Here is a 17,852-nt window from a genome sequence, read left to right as displayed (position 1 = left end):
TTCTACATTGTTTCTATACTGTTTAACTTATGCCTATTTCAGGATGTGGTAACATTTGAATAAAGGAAAAAAGAATAAAACGATATTCTATTCTTTCAATAAAAAGGAGTAAGGTTTAGAACGGTTTATATAATATTCTTCTTGTACCATATTGTTAAGTATCGAGTAAGCGAGAGGGTTTAACACCGATATAGCATCATTTGTTGTACACCTTGTTTAATTTGTGTTAAATTTAGAATCTAACATTTTCTAATTTGCTTTTAAATTTAGGTGATATTCTATTTTATTAAAATTAATTATTTTAAAATAAAAAAGAATGTAACTTAGTCAATAGAAACAGGCATACATGAGTTTAAATAGAACCTTTTATTCTTTTATAATTTTATTCTTTTTTAGTCTTAATTTTTGGGGCCAAAATATAGATCGAGATTTTAATTTTGTTAAAATCAAAGATGGAATATCCAAAGTTGGAATTTACTCAGTTTCACAAGATCACTATGGTTTTATTTGGATATGCACAAATGGTTCTGGTTTGTACAAATTTGACGGAATTGATTATACCTCTTATAAATTTAAAGTAGATGATTCAACATCTTTAAGTAGTAATTTAGTTTTTACTTCTTATATAGATAAATCTAATCGATTATGGATAGGAACCGAAGATGGTTTAAACCTTTACAATCGAGATTTAGATCAATTCGAAAGAATTAATGCTGGAAACTTTGGAGAAACAAGTGTCTCGGTGTTAAGCATTCACGAAGATAATAATAATAACCTTTATGTTGGTACTGGACAATTGGGGTTGCTAAAAATGAATTTAGAAACCTTCGAAATTATTTCTATTCCAGATAGAAGTGGAGTTGTTCCTGCTATTAATAGTATAAAGTCTAGTAAAAATGGAACTATATTTCTTGGCACTAGCGTTGGTCTAAGAATAGTAGATACTGAAACTAATAAAATAATATCACCTAAGATAGATAAAGGGGTTGGAGAGATTGATTTATCGGGTCCGGTTCAATATTTACATCTAGATGATGATGTTCTTTGGGCTGGTACATATAGCAAAGGGCTTTATAAATATACTTTTAAAGATATAAGTATAAATACTTTTTCAAGTTATGAAATAAGCAATAAGCGAATATTAGCTATCGTACAATTGCCAGATAGTTCCTTACTTGTCGGAACTGAGAACGATGGTTTGTTTCATATGTCAAACACGGGATCCCTAATTAAAAATTATATATACAAAAAGGAAGATGGAAAAAGTATTCTTTCCAATTCAATATGGTCATTGTTTATTGATAACGATCAGCGAATTTGGATGGGGTATTATAACTCAGGTGTTGCTGTAAGCGATGATTTGTTTGATAAGTTTAAAAACATCGAAAGTTTAACTAATAATAAAAACACACTACAAAATGGATCTGTAACCGGATTTGTTAAATCAAAGAATGGAGATATATGGATTTCCATGGATGGTGGGGGTATTGATATTTATAATTCAAAGGAATCAAAGATTAGGCATGTCAATATAGATGCTGATGACTATTTTTCAGGATTAACAAGTAATTATATTCAAACCCTTTTTATAGATAGTAAAGAAAACATATGGGCAGGTAGTTGGGATAACGGTATTTATCTATTAAGGAAAGGTGCTAAAAAATTTGAAAACATCAATATTCAAAGTTCAAATGGTAAATTAAAATCGAATGCAATATTAAGTTTTGGTGAGGGGCTTGATGGTGATATATGGATAGGAACTTTCTATGCAGGTGTTTATTCATATAATTTAAAAGAGAATGAAATAAAGCATTATAATTCAAATCAATTTACCAATTATAGCATACCAACTAGCGACGTTAGAAAAATATTAGTTGATTCTAATGGAAGTATTTGGCTTGGAACTACAGAGGGACTTTTTGTTCTAAAAAAAGGAGATAATGCAGAGTTATATCTTACGTCGTTTAGAGAACAAATGTTTAAATCTTATAATAATCATAAAAGTACAGGGCATATTCTTTCTTTATTTGAAAGTTCTGATAATTTTTTATGGATAGGAACTCGAGGAGCAGGACTTTGCCGTTACGATATAACAAATAATGAGTTTAAATGGTTTAATGAATTAAATGGTTTTAAAGAAGATAATGTAGCGAGTATTTTGGAATCTAAGAATGGTGATTTATGGATTAGTGGTAATTCTGGGCTAACAAAATTCAATACAAAAGATTATCAAACAACTAGTTTTACTGTTAATGATGGTTTATTGTCTGATGATTTTAATTTTAATGCTGCTTTAAAGGATGACGATGGAACACTCTATTTTGGGAATTATAAAGGCATAGATTATTTTAATCCAGAAGAATTGGTGCTTAATGAACGTGTACCAATATTGTATTTAACAGGGTTTAAATTATTTAATTCTGATGTTATTCCTAATAAAGAAAATTCGCCACTTCAAAAAGTAATAACCGAAACTAAAAGTTTAGAGTTAAAACATACACAATCTGTATTCACTATTGAATTTACAGGCATAAATTTTACCAGACCAGAAAAAAATCAATATGCTTATTATTTAGAAGGTTTAGAGGAATCATGGAACTATGTTGGAAATCAAAAAAGTGCTACTTATACTAATTTAGATTATGGTGATTATATTTTTAAATTAAAAGCAGCCAATAATGATGGTGTTTGGAACGAGGTGCCATTAACCTTAAAGATTAAGATGTTGCCACCTTGGTGGAAAACTAAAATAGCAGTTGTTTTTTATTGCCTATTATTTTTTCTTGGAATATTTTTATTAAACAAAATTACCCAAAGTAGAATTAAGGAGAAGGAAGCTATTATAAACGAACGCATGCAGCGTGTACAAGAGGATAAATTAAATGAAAAGAAAATTCAATTTTTCACTAATATCTCTCATGAATTTAGAACACCACTTACATTAATTATAAATCCATTACAAGACGTATTAAAAGATGCTAGTTTAAATCTTCCTTATACAGTAAAAGAAAGGCTTAACGTAGTTTATAAAAATACAGATAGGCTTTATCGATTAATAAATGAATTAATGGACTTTAGGAAATTAGAGTTGAATAAAGTTAATATAAAAGCAGAGCAGTTTAATCTCGTAGATTTTTCAAAAGATATGGTAAGCTATTTTAAAGAGGAAGCTTACAATAGAAATATATGCCTTAGTATAGATGCCGATGTTCCCGATTTACAAATATGGGCAGATCAAAGTATGTTAGAAAAAATTATTTTCAACTTATTATCAAATGCATTTAAAGTAACACCAGATAGTGGGGCTATAAGTATAGATGTTTTATCAACAGATAAACTTGTTTTATTACCTCTGGTTGATGAGGTTAACCCAACTAAAACCATAGAAATTAGAGTGTCCGATACAGGTCCTGGGTTAGAAAAAGATCAATTAGATAAAATTTTTGAAAGATTTTACCAAGTAGATAGGCTTAACAAAACTTATTATGGAGGCACAGGGATTGGGTTGGAAGTTGTACAAAGCTTCGTGGCTTTGCATAAAGGGAAAATTGAAGTAGAAAGTAGTATAGGGCAAGGCACAACTTTTAGAATGTTTTTACCTGAAGGGAAAGCTCATTTTAACAAAAACGAATTATCTAGTGCAGTAGTAATAGAGCCTTCACAGAATAAAAAGAAAAGATTCCTTTTAAATTTCAATGAAGAAGAAAAAACAGATAAGGTAGAATATGAGACTTTTTCTAAATCAAAAACCTTATTAATTGTTGAGGATAGTGCAGAATTAAGAAATTATTTAAAACGGGAATTAAAAAACACTTTTAAAGTTTTGGTAGCTAAAAATGGCGTTGAAGGATTAAGGGTTGCAAAAGAGTCGAGCCCAGATATTATAATAACCGATGTTATAATGCCAGAAATGAATGGGTTTGAATTTTGTAATAAAATTAAAAGTGATTTAAAAACGAGTCATATCCCCCTTTTAATGTTAACTGCAAAAACAAGAATAGAAGATCGTATTGAGGGTGTTGGTTATGGTGCAGATGCCTATATGGTAAAACCATTTGATATGCGATTACTTAAAATAAGGTTAATACAATTAATAAAAAGTAGACAATCTATTTTCGATAAATATTTTGGTGATGTTAGTGGTAAAGAGGAAAGTGAGAGTGCTTCTGCTATAGAAATTGATAAAGAGTTTATTCAAAAAGTACTTAAATATATAAATGCTAATATTAGTGATACAGATTTAAGTGTAGAGCTTTTAGCATCTCATGTAAGCTTAAGTAGAAGCAGGTTGTATAGAAAAATAAAAGGTCTTACTGGGCAAACGGTTACTGAGTTTATTAGAAAAGTAAGACTACAAAGAGCTAAGCAAATTCTTGAAAAAGGAAATGCTAACATTAGCGAGGTTTGTTTTAAGGTAGGCTTCTCTTCACCTTCATATTTCACAAAATGTTTTAAGGCTCATTTTGGTATTCTTCCAACAGAAGTTGAAGTTAAAGCGTAGTAAAAGTTTGTTTTAACGTATATACATTATCAATATTTTTGGCAGTATTTAATAAGCTGCGTAAATTTTAAAATCTCAGGTTGAATTTTAACCTGAGGTTTTTTTAACTTAAATAGTGAAATTCTTCAATTAACTATAACAAAATATAGTGAGCTAAAGGTGTGTGTTGTTGAGCAAATCCCAATTTATGTTATAGCTAAGTGTATCGTTATTCATCTGTAAAACCGCTATTAGTAATTAATATATCGATATTTAGTATTTGGTTTCTTTACTTTATTCTCTTCGTAATTATTACAAATGGTGCTTCTTATATGTCAAATGTTGCGTAAACACTCTTTATTAAGCAGATTGGCAACATTTATATCACAGGTTGTTCATATTTAGCATCATTTAAGTAATGTCATTTTTATATTTGGATAAGGATGATAAGATAATATGGAACAATATAAATCGAAAAACAAGAAAGGTGTTAAGTCTAAACTGTTAAGAGAAGTACTACTAATAGCTCTTCTATTGCTACTTCTTATTTTAATCTTTAATTGTTTTTAGAATAAAACTAATGGTAAATAATAGATACATATTACAATTTTTATTTGTGCTGCTAGGTACATTAGTATTGATTTGGTCTTGTGGCTCAAGCAAAAAAACTTTTGCTTTTAAGTTTCAGAATGAAAGTTTATCAATTGAAGAAAGAGTTGATGATTTAATAAACCAAATGACTCTTAAAGAAAAGGTTTCTCAAATGCGTTTTGATGCGCCTGCTATCGATCGATTAGGTATCACGGAATATAATTGGTGGAACGAGTGTTTACATGGAGTAGCAAGAGCAGGAGAAGCAACGGTGTTCCCTCAAGCAATAGGTATGGGAGCAACATGGAATCCTTCGTTAATATTAGAAATGGGAGAAGCTGTATCCGATGAGGCTAGAGCTAAACATCACAGATTTGTTTCGGAAGGAAAACGAGGTATTGCTCAAGGACTAACATTTTGGACGCCCAATATTAATATTTTTAGAGATCCACGTTGGGGAAGAGGCCAGGAAACTTATGGTGAAGACCCATTTTTAACGAGTAGAATTGGTGTTAATTACATAAAAGGTCTTCAAGGAGATGATGATAAATACTTAAAGGTAGTTGCTACGGCTAAGCATTTTGCAGTACATAGTGGTCCAGAAAAATCAAGACATCAAGATAATTATCAAACATCTAATAAAGATTTATATGAAACGTATTTACCGGCATTTGAAGCAGCAGTAAAAGAAGCCAAGGTGCATTCTATTATGTGTGCTTATAATAGATATAGAGATGAGCCATGTTGTGGAAATAATTTATTGTTAAGTAAGATTCTTAGAGAGGATTGGGGGTTTAAAGGTTATGTGGTTTCAGATTGTTGGGCAATTAACGATTTTTGGCAACCTGAAAATCATGGTGTTGTAGAAACACCGGCAGAAGCTGGTGCTATGGCAATTAACAATGGTACAGATTTAAACTGCGGTAATGTATTTGATCCAAGTCTTAATGAAGCTGTATTAAAAGAACTTGTAGATGAAAATCAAATAGACATAGCTTTAAGTAGATTGTTTATAGCACGTTTTAAACTAGGAATGTTTGATAACCCTGAAAACGTTAAATGGTCAAAAATACCATATAGTGTTGTGGCTAGTGAAAAACATTTGGAATTATCTGAAAAAATAGCAAGAGAGTCCATGGTTTTACTTAAAAATGATAATAATATTTTGCCTTTAAAAAAGAATATTAAATCTATTGCCGTAATTGGTCCAAATGCCGATGCAGTACAATCTCTGTTAGGTAATTATCATGGTACACCTCATAATTATATAACTCCCCTAAAAGCAATTCAACAAAAATTGCCAAATACCGAAGTTAATTATGCTTTGGGGAGTGATATTGCCTCTGGCTGGTCAACATTTACGCATATACCAGTTTCGGTTCTTGAAAGTGAAAATAAATCGGGTTTGAAAGGTGAGTATTATACGAAATCAAATTTTGAAGGTGAACCAGTTTTAACACAAACGGACAGTGTTATTGATTTTATTTGGACGCCAAAACGGCCTATAAAAGATTTTAAATCCGATGTTTTTTCGGTACGATGGACAGGTAATATAATCCCCAAACAAACAGGTTTATATAGAATAGCACTTAAAGCTAGTAGTTACGGAAAACTATTTATGGGAGATTCTTTATATGCTGATTTTTCTGCAGATTACGAGCCAAAAACTGAGTATTTTGATATGGAACTTGAAGAAGGTAAAGCTTACCCTATTAAAATTGAATATCAAAATAGATTATCAGATCCGCAAGTTCATTTACTATGGGCAAAACTTAACGAGGATTTATTAACTCCAGCTATTGAAGCAGCCAAAAAATCGGAAATTGTTTTACTATGTCTAGGATTATCTCCTGAGATAGAGGGAGAAGAAATGCCCGTAGAGTTGGATGGTTTTGATAAAGGAGATCGTTCAAGCTTAAAACTTCCAAAAAACCAAATTGAACTCATGAAAAAAGTTCATGCTTTAGGCAAGCCAACCATTGTTGTTTTAATGAATGGTAGTGCTTTGGCCGTTAATTGGGCTGCGGAAAACGTTCCGGCTATTTTAGAAGCATGGTATCCAGGTGAGTTTGGAGGGAAAGCTATAGCAGATGTTTTATTTGGAGATTATAATCCAAGTGGCAGACTTCCAATTACATTTTATAAATCGGTTACAGATTTACCCGATTTTAAAAATTATAATATGGAAAACAGAACCTATAAATACTTTAAAGGAGCGCCTCTGTTTCCATTTGGCCATGGTTTAAGTTATACTAGTTTTGAATATGAAAATTTAAATATTCCAGAAAAGGTAAAACTTAATGATGCTATTAAAATTGCAGTTGATGTTAAAAACACTGGAGCTGTAGATGGAGACGAAGTGGTTCAGTTTTATCTAACACATGAGGATAAACAAGACAAATCTCCAATTAGAACTTTGGTAGGTTTTAAAAGAATTCATTTAAATGCTGGCGAAACCAAAACAGTAAATTATAAAATTGATGCAGATAAATATGCCTCAATAACATCCGAAGGAAAAAAAATAATAGAAACTGAAAATCTATTATTAAGTATTGGAGGGAAGCAACCTGGATTTAAAGGAGTAGCTAGTGCCAAAACAACAGATGTTTTATCAAAACGAGTATTATTAATAAACTAAATAAAAATAACTAATTTAATAACTTAAACTATTTAATATGAAGAAGTTTAAACTTTTAGGTATGTTGCTTGCTATGTTTTGCATGCAAAATGCCTTTTCACAAACAAAAACCATTAGTGGTACAGTTTCAGATACAGGCGGTGTGCCATTGCCGGGAGTGTCGCTTATTGTTGTTGGAACAACTATTGGTGTATCGACAGATTTTGATGGTAATTACACCTTACAAAATATTAACGTTGGAGATCAATTAACTGTCAGTTATATTGGTATGCTTTCTCAAACGATAACTATTGGAACTCAAAGCACCATAAATGTTACTTTAGAAGAATCTGTAGAAGCTCTTGCAGCTATTGTAGTTGTTGGTTATGGTTCTCAAAGTAGAGCAGAGGTAACAGGAGCAATTTCAACAATCGATTCCGAAACAATGTCTTCAATACCGGTAACAAATGCAGAATCTGCATTACAAGGTAGAGCAGCGGGTATAACTGTAGCTAATAGTGGTGTGCCAGGATCTTCACCTTCAGTATTAATTAGAGGGTTAGGTTCAGTAGGTAATAACTCGCCATTATATGTTATTGATGGTGTTATTGTTGGTAACCTATCTGGTATTAGTCCAAACGATATAGAATCTGTTTCTGTATTAAAAGATGCTTCTACTACTGCGGTTTATGGAGCGCAAGGGTCTAATGGTGTAGTGGTTGTTACTACAAAACAAGGTAAAAATGGAAAAGGAAGGTTAAACTTTAATACCTATACAGGTTTTCAAACAGTAGCAAAAAGATATGATGTATTAGAAACCATAGATTATTTAAAATATGCAGGTGAATTAGGAGTGTTTCCTAACAGACCATTATCTACTTACAAAACCAATACAGATTGGCAAGATGAAATCTTTAGAGTAGGTATTATTCAGGATTATAATTTAAGTTACTCTGGTGGTACAGAAAACTCTACACATCTTTTTTCTGCTGAATATTTAAAACAAGAAGGAACTTTAATTGATACAGGTTTTGAAAGATATTCTTTTAGAGCAAATAGTAGTGCTAAATTTGGAAAAATTACAGTAGGTGAATCTATGTCTCTTTCTTTCGGAAAACAAAATCCGGAAAGAGATGCAGAAGGTAGATCACTTATTGAGCACGCCATTAAAGCGGCACCTTATTTGTCTGTATATAATTCAAATAACTTGGGTGGTTTTCAAGGGCCTTCTTCATCAGGAGATGGACAAGATGCTGTAAACCCAGTAAGAGTTCAAAAACTTGGTGACGCAGTAAATAAATCATTAGGGATTATTGGAAATGTTTATGCAGAACTAGAAATTATTGAAGGTTTAAAATTTAAATCTCAAGTAGGTTTAGATTATTACACTTACAATAATAGTAATTTCATACCGTCATATAGTGATGATAGTGTTGAAGGTAGTACTACACACGCACAAAATTATGCAGCAATTACACGTAATAGCGGTAATGGTCAAACAATCATATTTGATAATAGTTTAACCTATAAAACAACAATTAATGATAATCATAATTTTGAAATATTAGCATTGGTTGAAAAATATGAAGGAAAAAACGAAAGTCTAAATGCAAGTAGTAGAAATGCTGTTACAGATGAAGTAAATCAAGTTTCTAATGAAGATTCAAGTGTTAGCTCAAGTTCTTCAGAAGTAAATAAAATTGGATACTTAGGACGTGTTAATTACAATTATGATGGAAAATACATTGCATCTGTTTCTTACAGACGTGATGCTTCATCAAGATTTGGAGCAAACAAACGTTGGGCTAACTTTTACTCAGCATCTGCTGGTTGGAATATTGCAAAAGAATCTTTTATGGAAGATTCTAACTTCAGTAACTTAAAATTAAGAGCTAGTTACGGTACTGTAGGTAGTGATGCTATTGGAGATTATTTATATGCACCTTCTTTAACAGGTGGTTTTGAATATCCTATTGGTGGTGCAGTTGCATTTGGTGTAACAGCTAACGGAGGTTCAAATCAAGACTTACAATGGGAAACCAAAGAAATTATAAACGTTGGTTTAGACGCAGGTTTATTTAATGAAAAATTTACAGCTTCTTTAGAGTACTACCAAAATACAAGTAATGATTTATTAATTTACATACCTGCTGTATTATCAAGTGGTATTAATGCGGGTAGCTTACCTGTAAATGCTGGTTCTGTTGAAACTAAAGGTTTTGAATTAGTATTAGGGTTTAATGATTATGATGGAGACTTTACTTGGTCTGCAAACTTAAACTTAGGAACTTCAAAAAATGAAGTATTAAGTTTAGGTGCTAGAGATGAGATTACAGGATCTCCTTACAAATTAGGTGGAGCAGATGTTACGCGTACAGTTGTAGGAGAATCATTATTTCATTTTTACGGTTTAGTATCTGACGGAATTTACCAAAATCAAGAAGAAGTAGAGGCTGTATTTACTGCAAACCCAAACCAAGTTATTGTTAAGCCAGGAGACATTCGTTTTAAAGATTTAAATGGTGATGGAGCTATTAATTCTGATGATAGAACAATTATTGGTAATCCATTTCCAGATTTAACATACGGTTTAAATTTAGACGCTAAATATAAAAATTTCGATATGAGCTTATTTATTACAGGAGTTTCAGGAAACGAAGTTTTTAATACAAATACGTACGATTTAGTGGGTGGAGCAAACAGGTTATTTAATGTAAGTCAATCTTATTACAATAATAAATGGTCTGCAACAAACCCAACAGGGACAGAGCCTAGAATTTTAGGAGCACCTCAAAACAATGGAATTTCTGATCGTTTTGTTGAAGATGGATCATACACCAGATTAAAAAGTATTTCTTTAGGTTATACATTTCCAAATGAAACATTCGAAAAATATTTTTCAAAATTACGTTTGTATGTTAGTGGTCAAAACTTAGTAACTATAAGTGATTATTCTGGTTTAGACCCTGAAATAGGAGGAAGTGAATTTGGAATTGATAGAGGTAAATATCCACAGCCTAAATCTTTTTTATTAGGAATTCAAGTTTCATTTTAAAAATTAAAAAATCATGAAAAAATATATATTAATAGTTATAGCACTATTCGGAATTTTTTTAACAAATTCTTGTTCGGAAGAAGATTTGGAATTATCAAACCCAAATCAATTATCACCAGATACTTTTTTCTCAAATGAGTCTCAAGTAGAATCATCAGTAAATGCAGCTTATGCAAATTTGCAACCATTTGGATTGTATGGTAGATTAATGTTTTATATGATGGACAATATGTCTCACGAAAATTCTGGTAACGGTCAACAAGAAGGAGATAAAGTAACCTTTGCAGATTTCTCATTCGATTCAAGTCTACCTTCTATTAAAGATTATTGGGATGGATGTTATAGAGGAATTAACAAAGCAAATTTTGTAATTTCTAATACTGAAAAAATTAATGCATTGCCAGAAGGAACATTAACTGCTGCTAAAAAGGCGAAATATATTGGTGAAGCACGTTTTTTAAGAGCACATTATTACTGGCTTTTAGTAAATCGTTATGGAGGAGTTCCTATTTATTTAGGTGATGGAACCGACAATGCAGAAGGACAACCCAGAAGTACAAAAGAAGCAGTGATTGAATTAATTATAGACGATTTAAAATATGCTGCTACTAATTTATATGATAAAGGTGCAGAAACACCAGGTAGAGCGACAAAAGGAGCTGCTCAAGCTTTTTTAGGAAAAGTATTCTTATATCAAGAATCTTATGATTTAGCTTTAGTAGAGTTTAATAAATTATCTGGTTACGCTCTTGAAGATAATTACTTCGATAATTTTATGGAAGAAACGGAGCATGGTGTGGAATCAATTTTTGAAGTTGAGTACGATATAGCTTTAGGAACTGAGCAATTCTGGTGGTCTCCAGTTAATGGAACAGGTCCAATTCATGCAACTAAGAGAGGGCAAGATTATGGCGTTTTAGATTGGTTTAACGTGTATCCATCAGATGATTTAGTGGCTGAGTTTGAAGCAGGAGATAAAAGATTTGCTGGTAGTTTTTACGTGGCGGGAGACACATATAACAATGGAGATAATACTTTTGTTGAGTCAGATTTTGCTGAAAACGGAGGTAATATTAGACCAGTGGCTTGGAAAAAGTACCAAAATTATTATAAACAACCTTCAGAAAATGGAGAATCTGGAATTAACGTAAAAGTAATTCGTTATTCAGATGTTTTATTAATGATGGCAGAATGTGAAAATGAAGTGGGGTCTCAAACAACAGCAATTGGTTATATAAATAAAGTTAGAACTAGAGCAGGCTTGGATAATTTAGATGCAAGTTTATCTAAAGATGCCGTTTTTAAAGCAATTGTTCACGAACGTAAAGTAGAGCTTAATGGTGAACAAGTTCGTTTTGATGATATGCTTAGATGGGGAATTGTTGCTACAGAATTAGCTGGAACAAATTTTCAAGTAGGGAAAAATGAATTATGGCCAATTCCTGATGCCGAGATTAGTTCAAATGCTAATATTAATTCAGAAGATCAAAACCCAGGTTTTTAATATTTGAGTTAATGCTCTAGGAGTATTAGAATAATTTTAATAATAAAATACAATTATGAAAAATAATAAAATATTAGGTCTATTATGTTTGTTCACAGCCTTTTGGTCGTGCGGAAACGATGACGAGGTAATGGTGGAGCTAACGCAACCAACATTCACAATAACAGAATCTGCAGAAAATTCAGGTATTTATAATTTTGAAAACACAACACCAGATAAAGAAGAGTTTTATAGCTATTGGGAGTTTGAAATTGGAGATGCTAAAGTTGCAGATCAAGCAGGTCCTGTAGAACATGAATATAAAATATCGGGAAACAAATTAGTAACATTAACTATGGTTAGCACTATTAATGCTTTGCAAGCAACCCAAATGGTTGAGGTAATTGTACCTGTTGCAGAAGGTTATTTAACAAATCCAGAAAATTTATTATTAAATGGATATTTGGTTGAAGGAGATGGCGATGACTTTATAAATTGGAGTGCATATAATGGAGGCGATAATATATTTTCTACAACAGATGCACTTATAGGCGGTAGAGCAGTTAAAGTATCTAATGCGGCAGATGCAGATCCTTGGACTGTGCAATTTGTAAGTGATGCTATTGAAACTGAAATAGGTGAAGAGTATACGGTTTCATTTTGGGGTAAAGGTAATGGAGAAGTAGTCCGTTTTTCAACAAAACCTGATGGATCAGCTCAATACGGTCCAGATTATACATTAACGTCAGATTGGCAACAATACACTTGGACAATTACGGCTAATGAAGCAAATACTAATATATCTTTAGATATGGGTAAATCTGCAGGAACATTTGTTATAGATGTTATCGAAGTTGTAAAAGGTGATGCAGCGCTTCCACTTCCATCAGATTCTAGCTTAGTTTTAAACGGGGGTTTTGAAGATGGTGATGGTAATGAATTTGCTAATTGGGGAAAATATAATGGAGGAGATTTCATTGTTGAAGAAACTAGCGATGTATTATCCGGTTCTAGAGCCGTTAAAGTATCAAACTCAGCAGCTGGAGATGCTTGGAGCGTACAATTTGTAAGTGATGCCATTGAAACAGAAGTAGGTGCTGAATATGAAGTGTCTTTATGGGCAAAAGGAGATCCTGCTGTTATTCGTTATTCAACAAAACCAGATGGTTCGGCGCAATACGCACCAGACTATACAATTACTGAAGATTGGGAACAATACACTTGGACTTTTACAGCTAATGAGGCTATGACTAATATTTCTTTAGATATGGGGACTTCAGCTGGTACATTTATTCTTGATGATGTTAAAGTAAATAAAAAATAAGAGTAAAAATCTTGGCTAACTAAATATTATAGATATTATGAAAATAAATAAACTTATACTTTTATTTGTAACGACGTTGCTCGCATTCTCATGTACTAATGATGAGGATAACAATTTTAATGGATCTGAACTTATAGAGCCAGAAACAATTCAGGCTTCGTTTAGTTATACTGTTTCACCTACAGATCCTTATGTAATACAATTAGAAAACACAACGAATGGAACTGTTCAATATAAAAGTTATTGGGATTTTGGTTTAGGTGAAGGAACTGTTATTGATGAGGCCGGTTTAGATGAGGTGAGATATAACGAAGTAGGCGATTATACTGTTAAATTATATGCTATTTACGATGGCGTTACAACGGTAGAAAGCAAAGTTATAAAAGTTGACGAAAATGGAGTTTGTCCTGACGGACTTTGTGGTTCTACAAGCAACACAAGTTTAAAAGATGCGGCGACTACTTTTTCTGTGGGTACAATTACTCGATCTTCTTGGCTTTCTGCAGGTGGAAAATATACTGATATTATAAAAGAGCAGTTTAATAATTTAACTTCAGAATATGAGATGAAGATGAACGTGATGTATCCTTCTCAAGGTAGTTATGATTTTAGTGCTGCTGATGCCATTGTAGATTTTGCTGTTGCAAATGATATAAATGTACATGGGCACGCTTTAATTTGGCATAATGCGACACCTTCTTGGGTTGAGGATTTTTCTGGAACCGATGCTGAGTTTGAAACTATGGTGAAAGATTATATTACTACAACTGTTACAAGGTATAAAGGTAAAGTTCGCTCTTGGGATGTTGTAAATGAAGCTATAGATGATGGTAGTGGAAATCCATTAAGAAACTCTATTTTCAAACAAAAAATGGGTAACAATTACATTAAAAAATGTTTTCAATTTGCTAGAGATGCAGATCCAGATGCTTTATTATTTTATAATGATTATAATATGGCTTCAAGTTCAGGAAAAAGAACAGCAATGTTAGCAATCGTTGATGGTCTTGGTGATCTTATCGATGGTGTAGGTGCTCAAATGCATATTTCGTACAATGGGCCTTCTGCATCACAAATTGAAGCAACGGCAAATGCTATTGTAGCTAAAGGTAAAAAAGTTCATTTTTCTGAATTAGATATTAGAGCAAACCCTGATGGCAATTTAACATCATTAACAAGTGAAAGAAGCAGCCTGCAACAAGCAAAATACAAAGAAGTTGTAGAAATCTATAACGCCATTCCTTCAGAAAACAAGTTTGCGTTAACTGTTTGGGGAATTCGTGATAATAAATCTTGGTTAATAGATTTTTGGGGTAACCCAGAATGGCCATTATTATTTGATGATGATTATAATAAAAAACCTGCTTACTACGGATTTTTAGAAGGACTATAGTAAATAAATATAAACATTTTATAGATGGGTTTAAAGCTTTAAAGAGTATCAGTCTTTTTAAATTTTAAACCCATTTTTTTTAAACTCAATAAAAATGAAATACACACACAGTATAAAATACGCTTGCTTTTTAGTAGTTGTTATAAGTGTTTTCGCGTGTAAAGATTTCGAAGAAAAAAAGGAAGCTTTAGGATTGAAAAATGCAGCAACCTTTCCAATTGGTACTGCAATAAATATTAATAGGTTATTAAATGATGCTAAACTTCAAAAATTAGAAATTGAAAATTTCAACAGTATTACAGCAACAAGCGATATGAAAATGCAAGCCATTTTGTCTGCTGAAAACAAGTACAATTGGAAAACGGTTGATACAATTTTAGATTACGCACAAAAACACAACCAAAGATTATTTGGACACAACTTAATTTGGCATAGTTCTACACCAAAATGGGTTAGAGAAAAAGGTGAAAAAGATAGTGTTTGGTTAGATGATTTTATGCAACAGTATATAAAAACTTATGTAAAAAGATACAAAGGTAAAGTAGCCGCTTGGGATGTTGTTAATGAAGCTTTTGAATCTAGTGGAGGAAATTATAGAGAATCACTTTGGTATAAAAAACTAGGTAAAAGTTATATAGAAAAAGCATTTAGGTATGCGCATGAAGCAGACCCAAATGCTGTATTGTTTTATAATGATTTTAATATTGAAAGAGATACAGTAAAGTTAAACGCTGTATTAAATATGGTAAAGGAATTTAAAGCCAAAGGAGTGCCGATTTCTGGGATAGGTTTCCAAATGCATATTAGAATGGATATTCCTGATGAGGTTATAGCGAATTCACTCAAAAAAGCTGCGGCAACGGGTTTACAAATTCATTTATCTGAAGTTGATATTATTTTTAATACACATAATGATGAAAGATTAGGAGGTATTCAAAATTATAGCGTTTTAACAGATGAAATGAAACAAGCACAAGCCGAGAAGTATAAAAATCTGATTAAAATGTATAAAGAAATAGTGCCTAAAGCGCAACAATTTGGGATTACGTTTTGGGATTTTACAGATAGAGACTCATGGATTAAAGGCTTTTTTAATTTAAAAGATTGGCCTTGTATATACGATGATAATTTACAACCTAAACCAGCTTATTTTGGGGTTTTAGAAGGTTTAAAAGAATAAAAAATTATAGTATGAAAAAATTTGCAATTGTATTAGTATTTGTAATTGCTTTAATAGGTTGTACAAATAAAAAAGAGAAAATTAAAGTAATGGAAAACCTGGTGAATACATTCTCAAACCCAATTTTACAAGGCTTTTATCCAGACCCAAGTATTTGTAAAGCAGGAGATTCTTATTATTTGGTAAACTCTACTTTCTCTTATTTCCCTGGAATTCCTGTTTTTAAAAGTAACGATTTGGTGAATTGGGAGCAAATAGGAAATGTATTAGACAGACCAGAACAATTAAACTTAGATGGACTAGATGTTTCTCAAGGTGTTTTTGCTCCTGCCATTCGGTTTAATAAAGGTGTTTTTTATGTCACCTGTACAATTGTAGGAGGTAAAAATAATTTTGTTGTTTTATCTACAAATCCTGAAGGGCCTTGGTCTAATCCTTTTTGGATTCCTGAAGTTGAAGGCATTGATCCTTCGTTGTTTTTTGATGATAACGGAAAAACATATATAATTTATAATAGTGATGCGCCTAACAAAGAACCTTTGTATGATGGACATAGAACCATAAAAATGTATGAGTTTGATGTTGAAAATAAAAAAGTAGTTGGTGAGCCAAAAAATTTGGTGAATGGAGGAACCGACATTGCTAAAAAACCAATTTGGATTGAAGGACCTCATATTTATAAAAGAAACGGTTTTTATTATTTAATGGCTGCAGAAGGTGGTACAGCAGAAGATCATTCCGAAGTTGTGTTTAGAAGTAAAAATGTTTGGGGCCCTTATATAAGTTATGAAAACAACCCCATTTTAACGCAACGAGATTTAGACGTTAATAGAGAGAACCCATTTACATCAACGGGTCATGCAGATATTATTGAAGATAAAAATGGTAATTGGTGGGGCGTTTTTCTTGGTTGCAGACCCTATGAAGACAACCATTACAATACGGGAAGAGAAACTTTTATGGCGCCAATAAAATGGGAAAACAGATGGCCCGTTTTTAATTTAGGAGGCGATATTGTTAAATCTAAATATCTAACGCCAAATAATGTTTTAAAACAAGAAAAATCGTTTAAAAATAGCGGAATATATACGTTTAAAGAAGAATTTGAAAATTCAAAATTAGGTTTTGAATGGCTGTTTTTAAGAACGCCAAGAGAAAAATGGTATGCTATCTCAGATGGTAGTTTACAAATCAATACACGTTCAGAAAGTGTTTCAAGCCCTGAGAATCCTAGTTTTATAGGATACAGACAACAACATTCAAAAGGAAGTGTTCGCACAGAAATGAATTTTAATACTTCAAAACCAAATGAAAAAGCTGGCATTATTGCGTTTCAAAACAATGCCTATTTTTATTATATGTGTAAGTCTGTTGTAAACGGAAAGCCAGTAATTCAATTATTTAAATCTGCAGAAAATAGTATGAAGTTGCTGATAGAAAAACCATTGCAATCTGCTACTTCTATAAAATTAAAAATAGAAGCAAAAGGAGCTAACTATAATTTTTTATATGCTGAAGAAAATCAAGAGTATCAAATTTTACAACAAGATGTAGATGCACGTTTTTTAAGCACCAAACAAGCTGGTGGATTTGTAGGAACTATTTATGCAATGTACACCACCTCATTAGGAATGGAGACTGAAAATACAGCTATGTTTAATTGGTTTGAAATTGAGATTTTAGATTAATAAATAATCTGTAAATACAAATTGCTACCAATAATGTTGGT

The 17,852-nt window shown here is 31.9% G+C and carries 8 protein-coding genes; all 8 read left to right on the top strand.

The genetic code is table 11. The annotated features are described in order from the left end of the window. Window positions 1-346: 346 nt before the first annotated feature. The 8 genes from M4I23_RS16520 to M4I23_RS16485 all read left to right on the top strand — a co-directional run bounded on the left by M4I23_RS16520 (window position 347) and on the right by M4I23_RS16485 (window position 17,811). On the top strand, window positions 347-4,501 hold the full coding sequence (locus M4I23_RS16520) for a two-component regulator propeller domain-containing protein (RefSeq protein ID WP_249755143.1): 4,155 nt from the start codon (window positions 347-349) through the stop codon (window positions 4,499-4,501). A gap of 559 nt (window positions 4,502-5,060) precedes the next feature. Beyond that, complete coding sequence (locus tag M4I23_RS16515) at window positions 5,061-7,709, top strand: glycoside hydrolase family 3 protein (protein ID WP_249755142.1); 2,649 nt, start codon at window positions 5,061-5,063, stop codon at window positions 7,707-7,709. A 37-nt stretch (window positions 7,710-7,746) separates the two neighbouring features. After that, the gene (locus tag M4I23_RS16510; RefSeq protein WP_249755141.1) at window positions 7,747-10,743 is read left to right on the top strand and encodes a TonB-dependent receptor; all 2,997 of its coding nucleotides are present in this window, start codon (window positions 7,747-7,749) and stop codon (window positions 10,741-10,743) included. Between the two features lie 13 nt (window positions 10,744-10,756). Beyond that, the gene (locus M4I23_RS16505; RefSeq protein WP_249755140.1) at window positions 10,757-12,247 is read left to right on the top strand and encodes a RagB/SusD family nutrient uptake outer membrane protein; all 1,491 of its coding nucleotides are present in this window, start codon (window positions 10,757-10,759) and stop codon (window positions 12,245-12,247) included. Window positions 12,248-12,302: 55 nt separating this feature from the next. Then, window positions 12,303-13,550: a carbohydrate binding domain-containing protein gene (locus M4I23_RS16500; RefSeq protein WP_249755139.1), complete on the top strand. Its 1,248-nt coding sequence runs from the start codon at window positions 12,303-12,305 to the stop codon at window positions 13,548-13,550. Between the two features lie 37 nt (window positions 13,551-13,587). Beyond that, window positions 13,588-14,943, top strand: coding sequence for an endo-1,4-beta-xylanase (locus M4I23_RS16495; protein ID WP_249755138.1), 1,356 nt, complete (start codon window positions 13,588-13,590; stop codon window positions 14,941-14,943). Window positions 14,944-15,037: 94 nt separating this feature from the next. Then, window positions 15,038-16,123 (top strand): endo-1,4-beta-xylanase, encoded by a 1,086-nt coding sequence (locus tag M4I23_RS16490; RefSeq protein ID WP_249755137.1) that lies wholly within the window; start codon window positions 15,038-15,040, stop codon window positions 16,121-16,123. 11 nt (window positions 16,124-16,134) lie between these two features. Then, on the top strand, window positions 16,135-17,811 hold the full coding sequence (locus M4I23_RS16485; protein ID WP_249755136.1) for a glycoside hydrolase family 43 protein: 1,677 nt from the start codon (window positions 16,135-16,137) through the stop codon (window positions 17,809-17,811). The last annotated feature ends 41 nt before the right edge of the window (window positions 17,812-17,852 follow it).

It is taken from the genome of Algibacter sp. L4_22 (assembly GCF_023473045.1).
Taxonomy (GTDB): domain Bacteria; phylum Bacteroidota; class Bacteroidia; order Flavobacteriales; family Flavobacteriaceae; genus Algibacter.
The sequence above is the reverse complement of the archived record's forward strand: the minus strand, read 5'-3'. Positions and strand labels throughout refer to the sequence as shown.

Excerpts from the sequence above, each read along its gene's own strand:
- M4I23_RS16485 (WP_249755136.1), top strand. The coding sequence starts at position 16,135 with ATGAAAAAATTTGCAATTGTATTAGTATTTGTAATTGCTTTAATAGGT.
- M4I23_RS16505 (WP_249755140.1), top strand. The coding sequence starts at position 10,757 with ATGAAAAAATATATATTAATAGTTATAGCACTATTCGGAATTTTTTTA.
- M4I23_RS16490 (WP_249755137.1), top strand. The coding sequence starts at position 15,038 with ATGAAATACACACACAGTATAAAATACGCTTGCTTTTTAGTAGTTGTT.
- M4I23_RS16520 (WP_249755143.1), top strand. The coding sequence starts at position 347 with ATGAGTTTAAATAGAACCTTTTATTCTTTTATAATTTTATTCTTTTTT.
- M4I23_RS16510 (WP_249755141.1), top strand. The coding sequence starts at position 7,747 with ATGAAGAAGTTTAAACTTTTAGGTATGTTGCTTGCTATGTTTTGCATG.
- M4I23_RS16500 (WP_249755139.1), top strand. The coding sequence starts at position 12,303 with ATGAAAAATAATAAAATATTAGGTCTATTATGTTTGTTCACAGCCTTT.
- M4I23_RS16495 (WP_249755138.1), top strand. The coding sequence starts at position 13,588 with ATGAAAATAAATAAACTTATACTTTTATTTGTAACGACGTTGCTCGCA.
- M4I23_RS16515 (WP_249755142.1), top strand. The coding sequence starts at position 5,061 with ATGGTAAATAATAGATACATATTACAATTTTTATTTGTGCTGCTAGGT.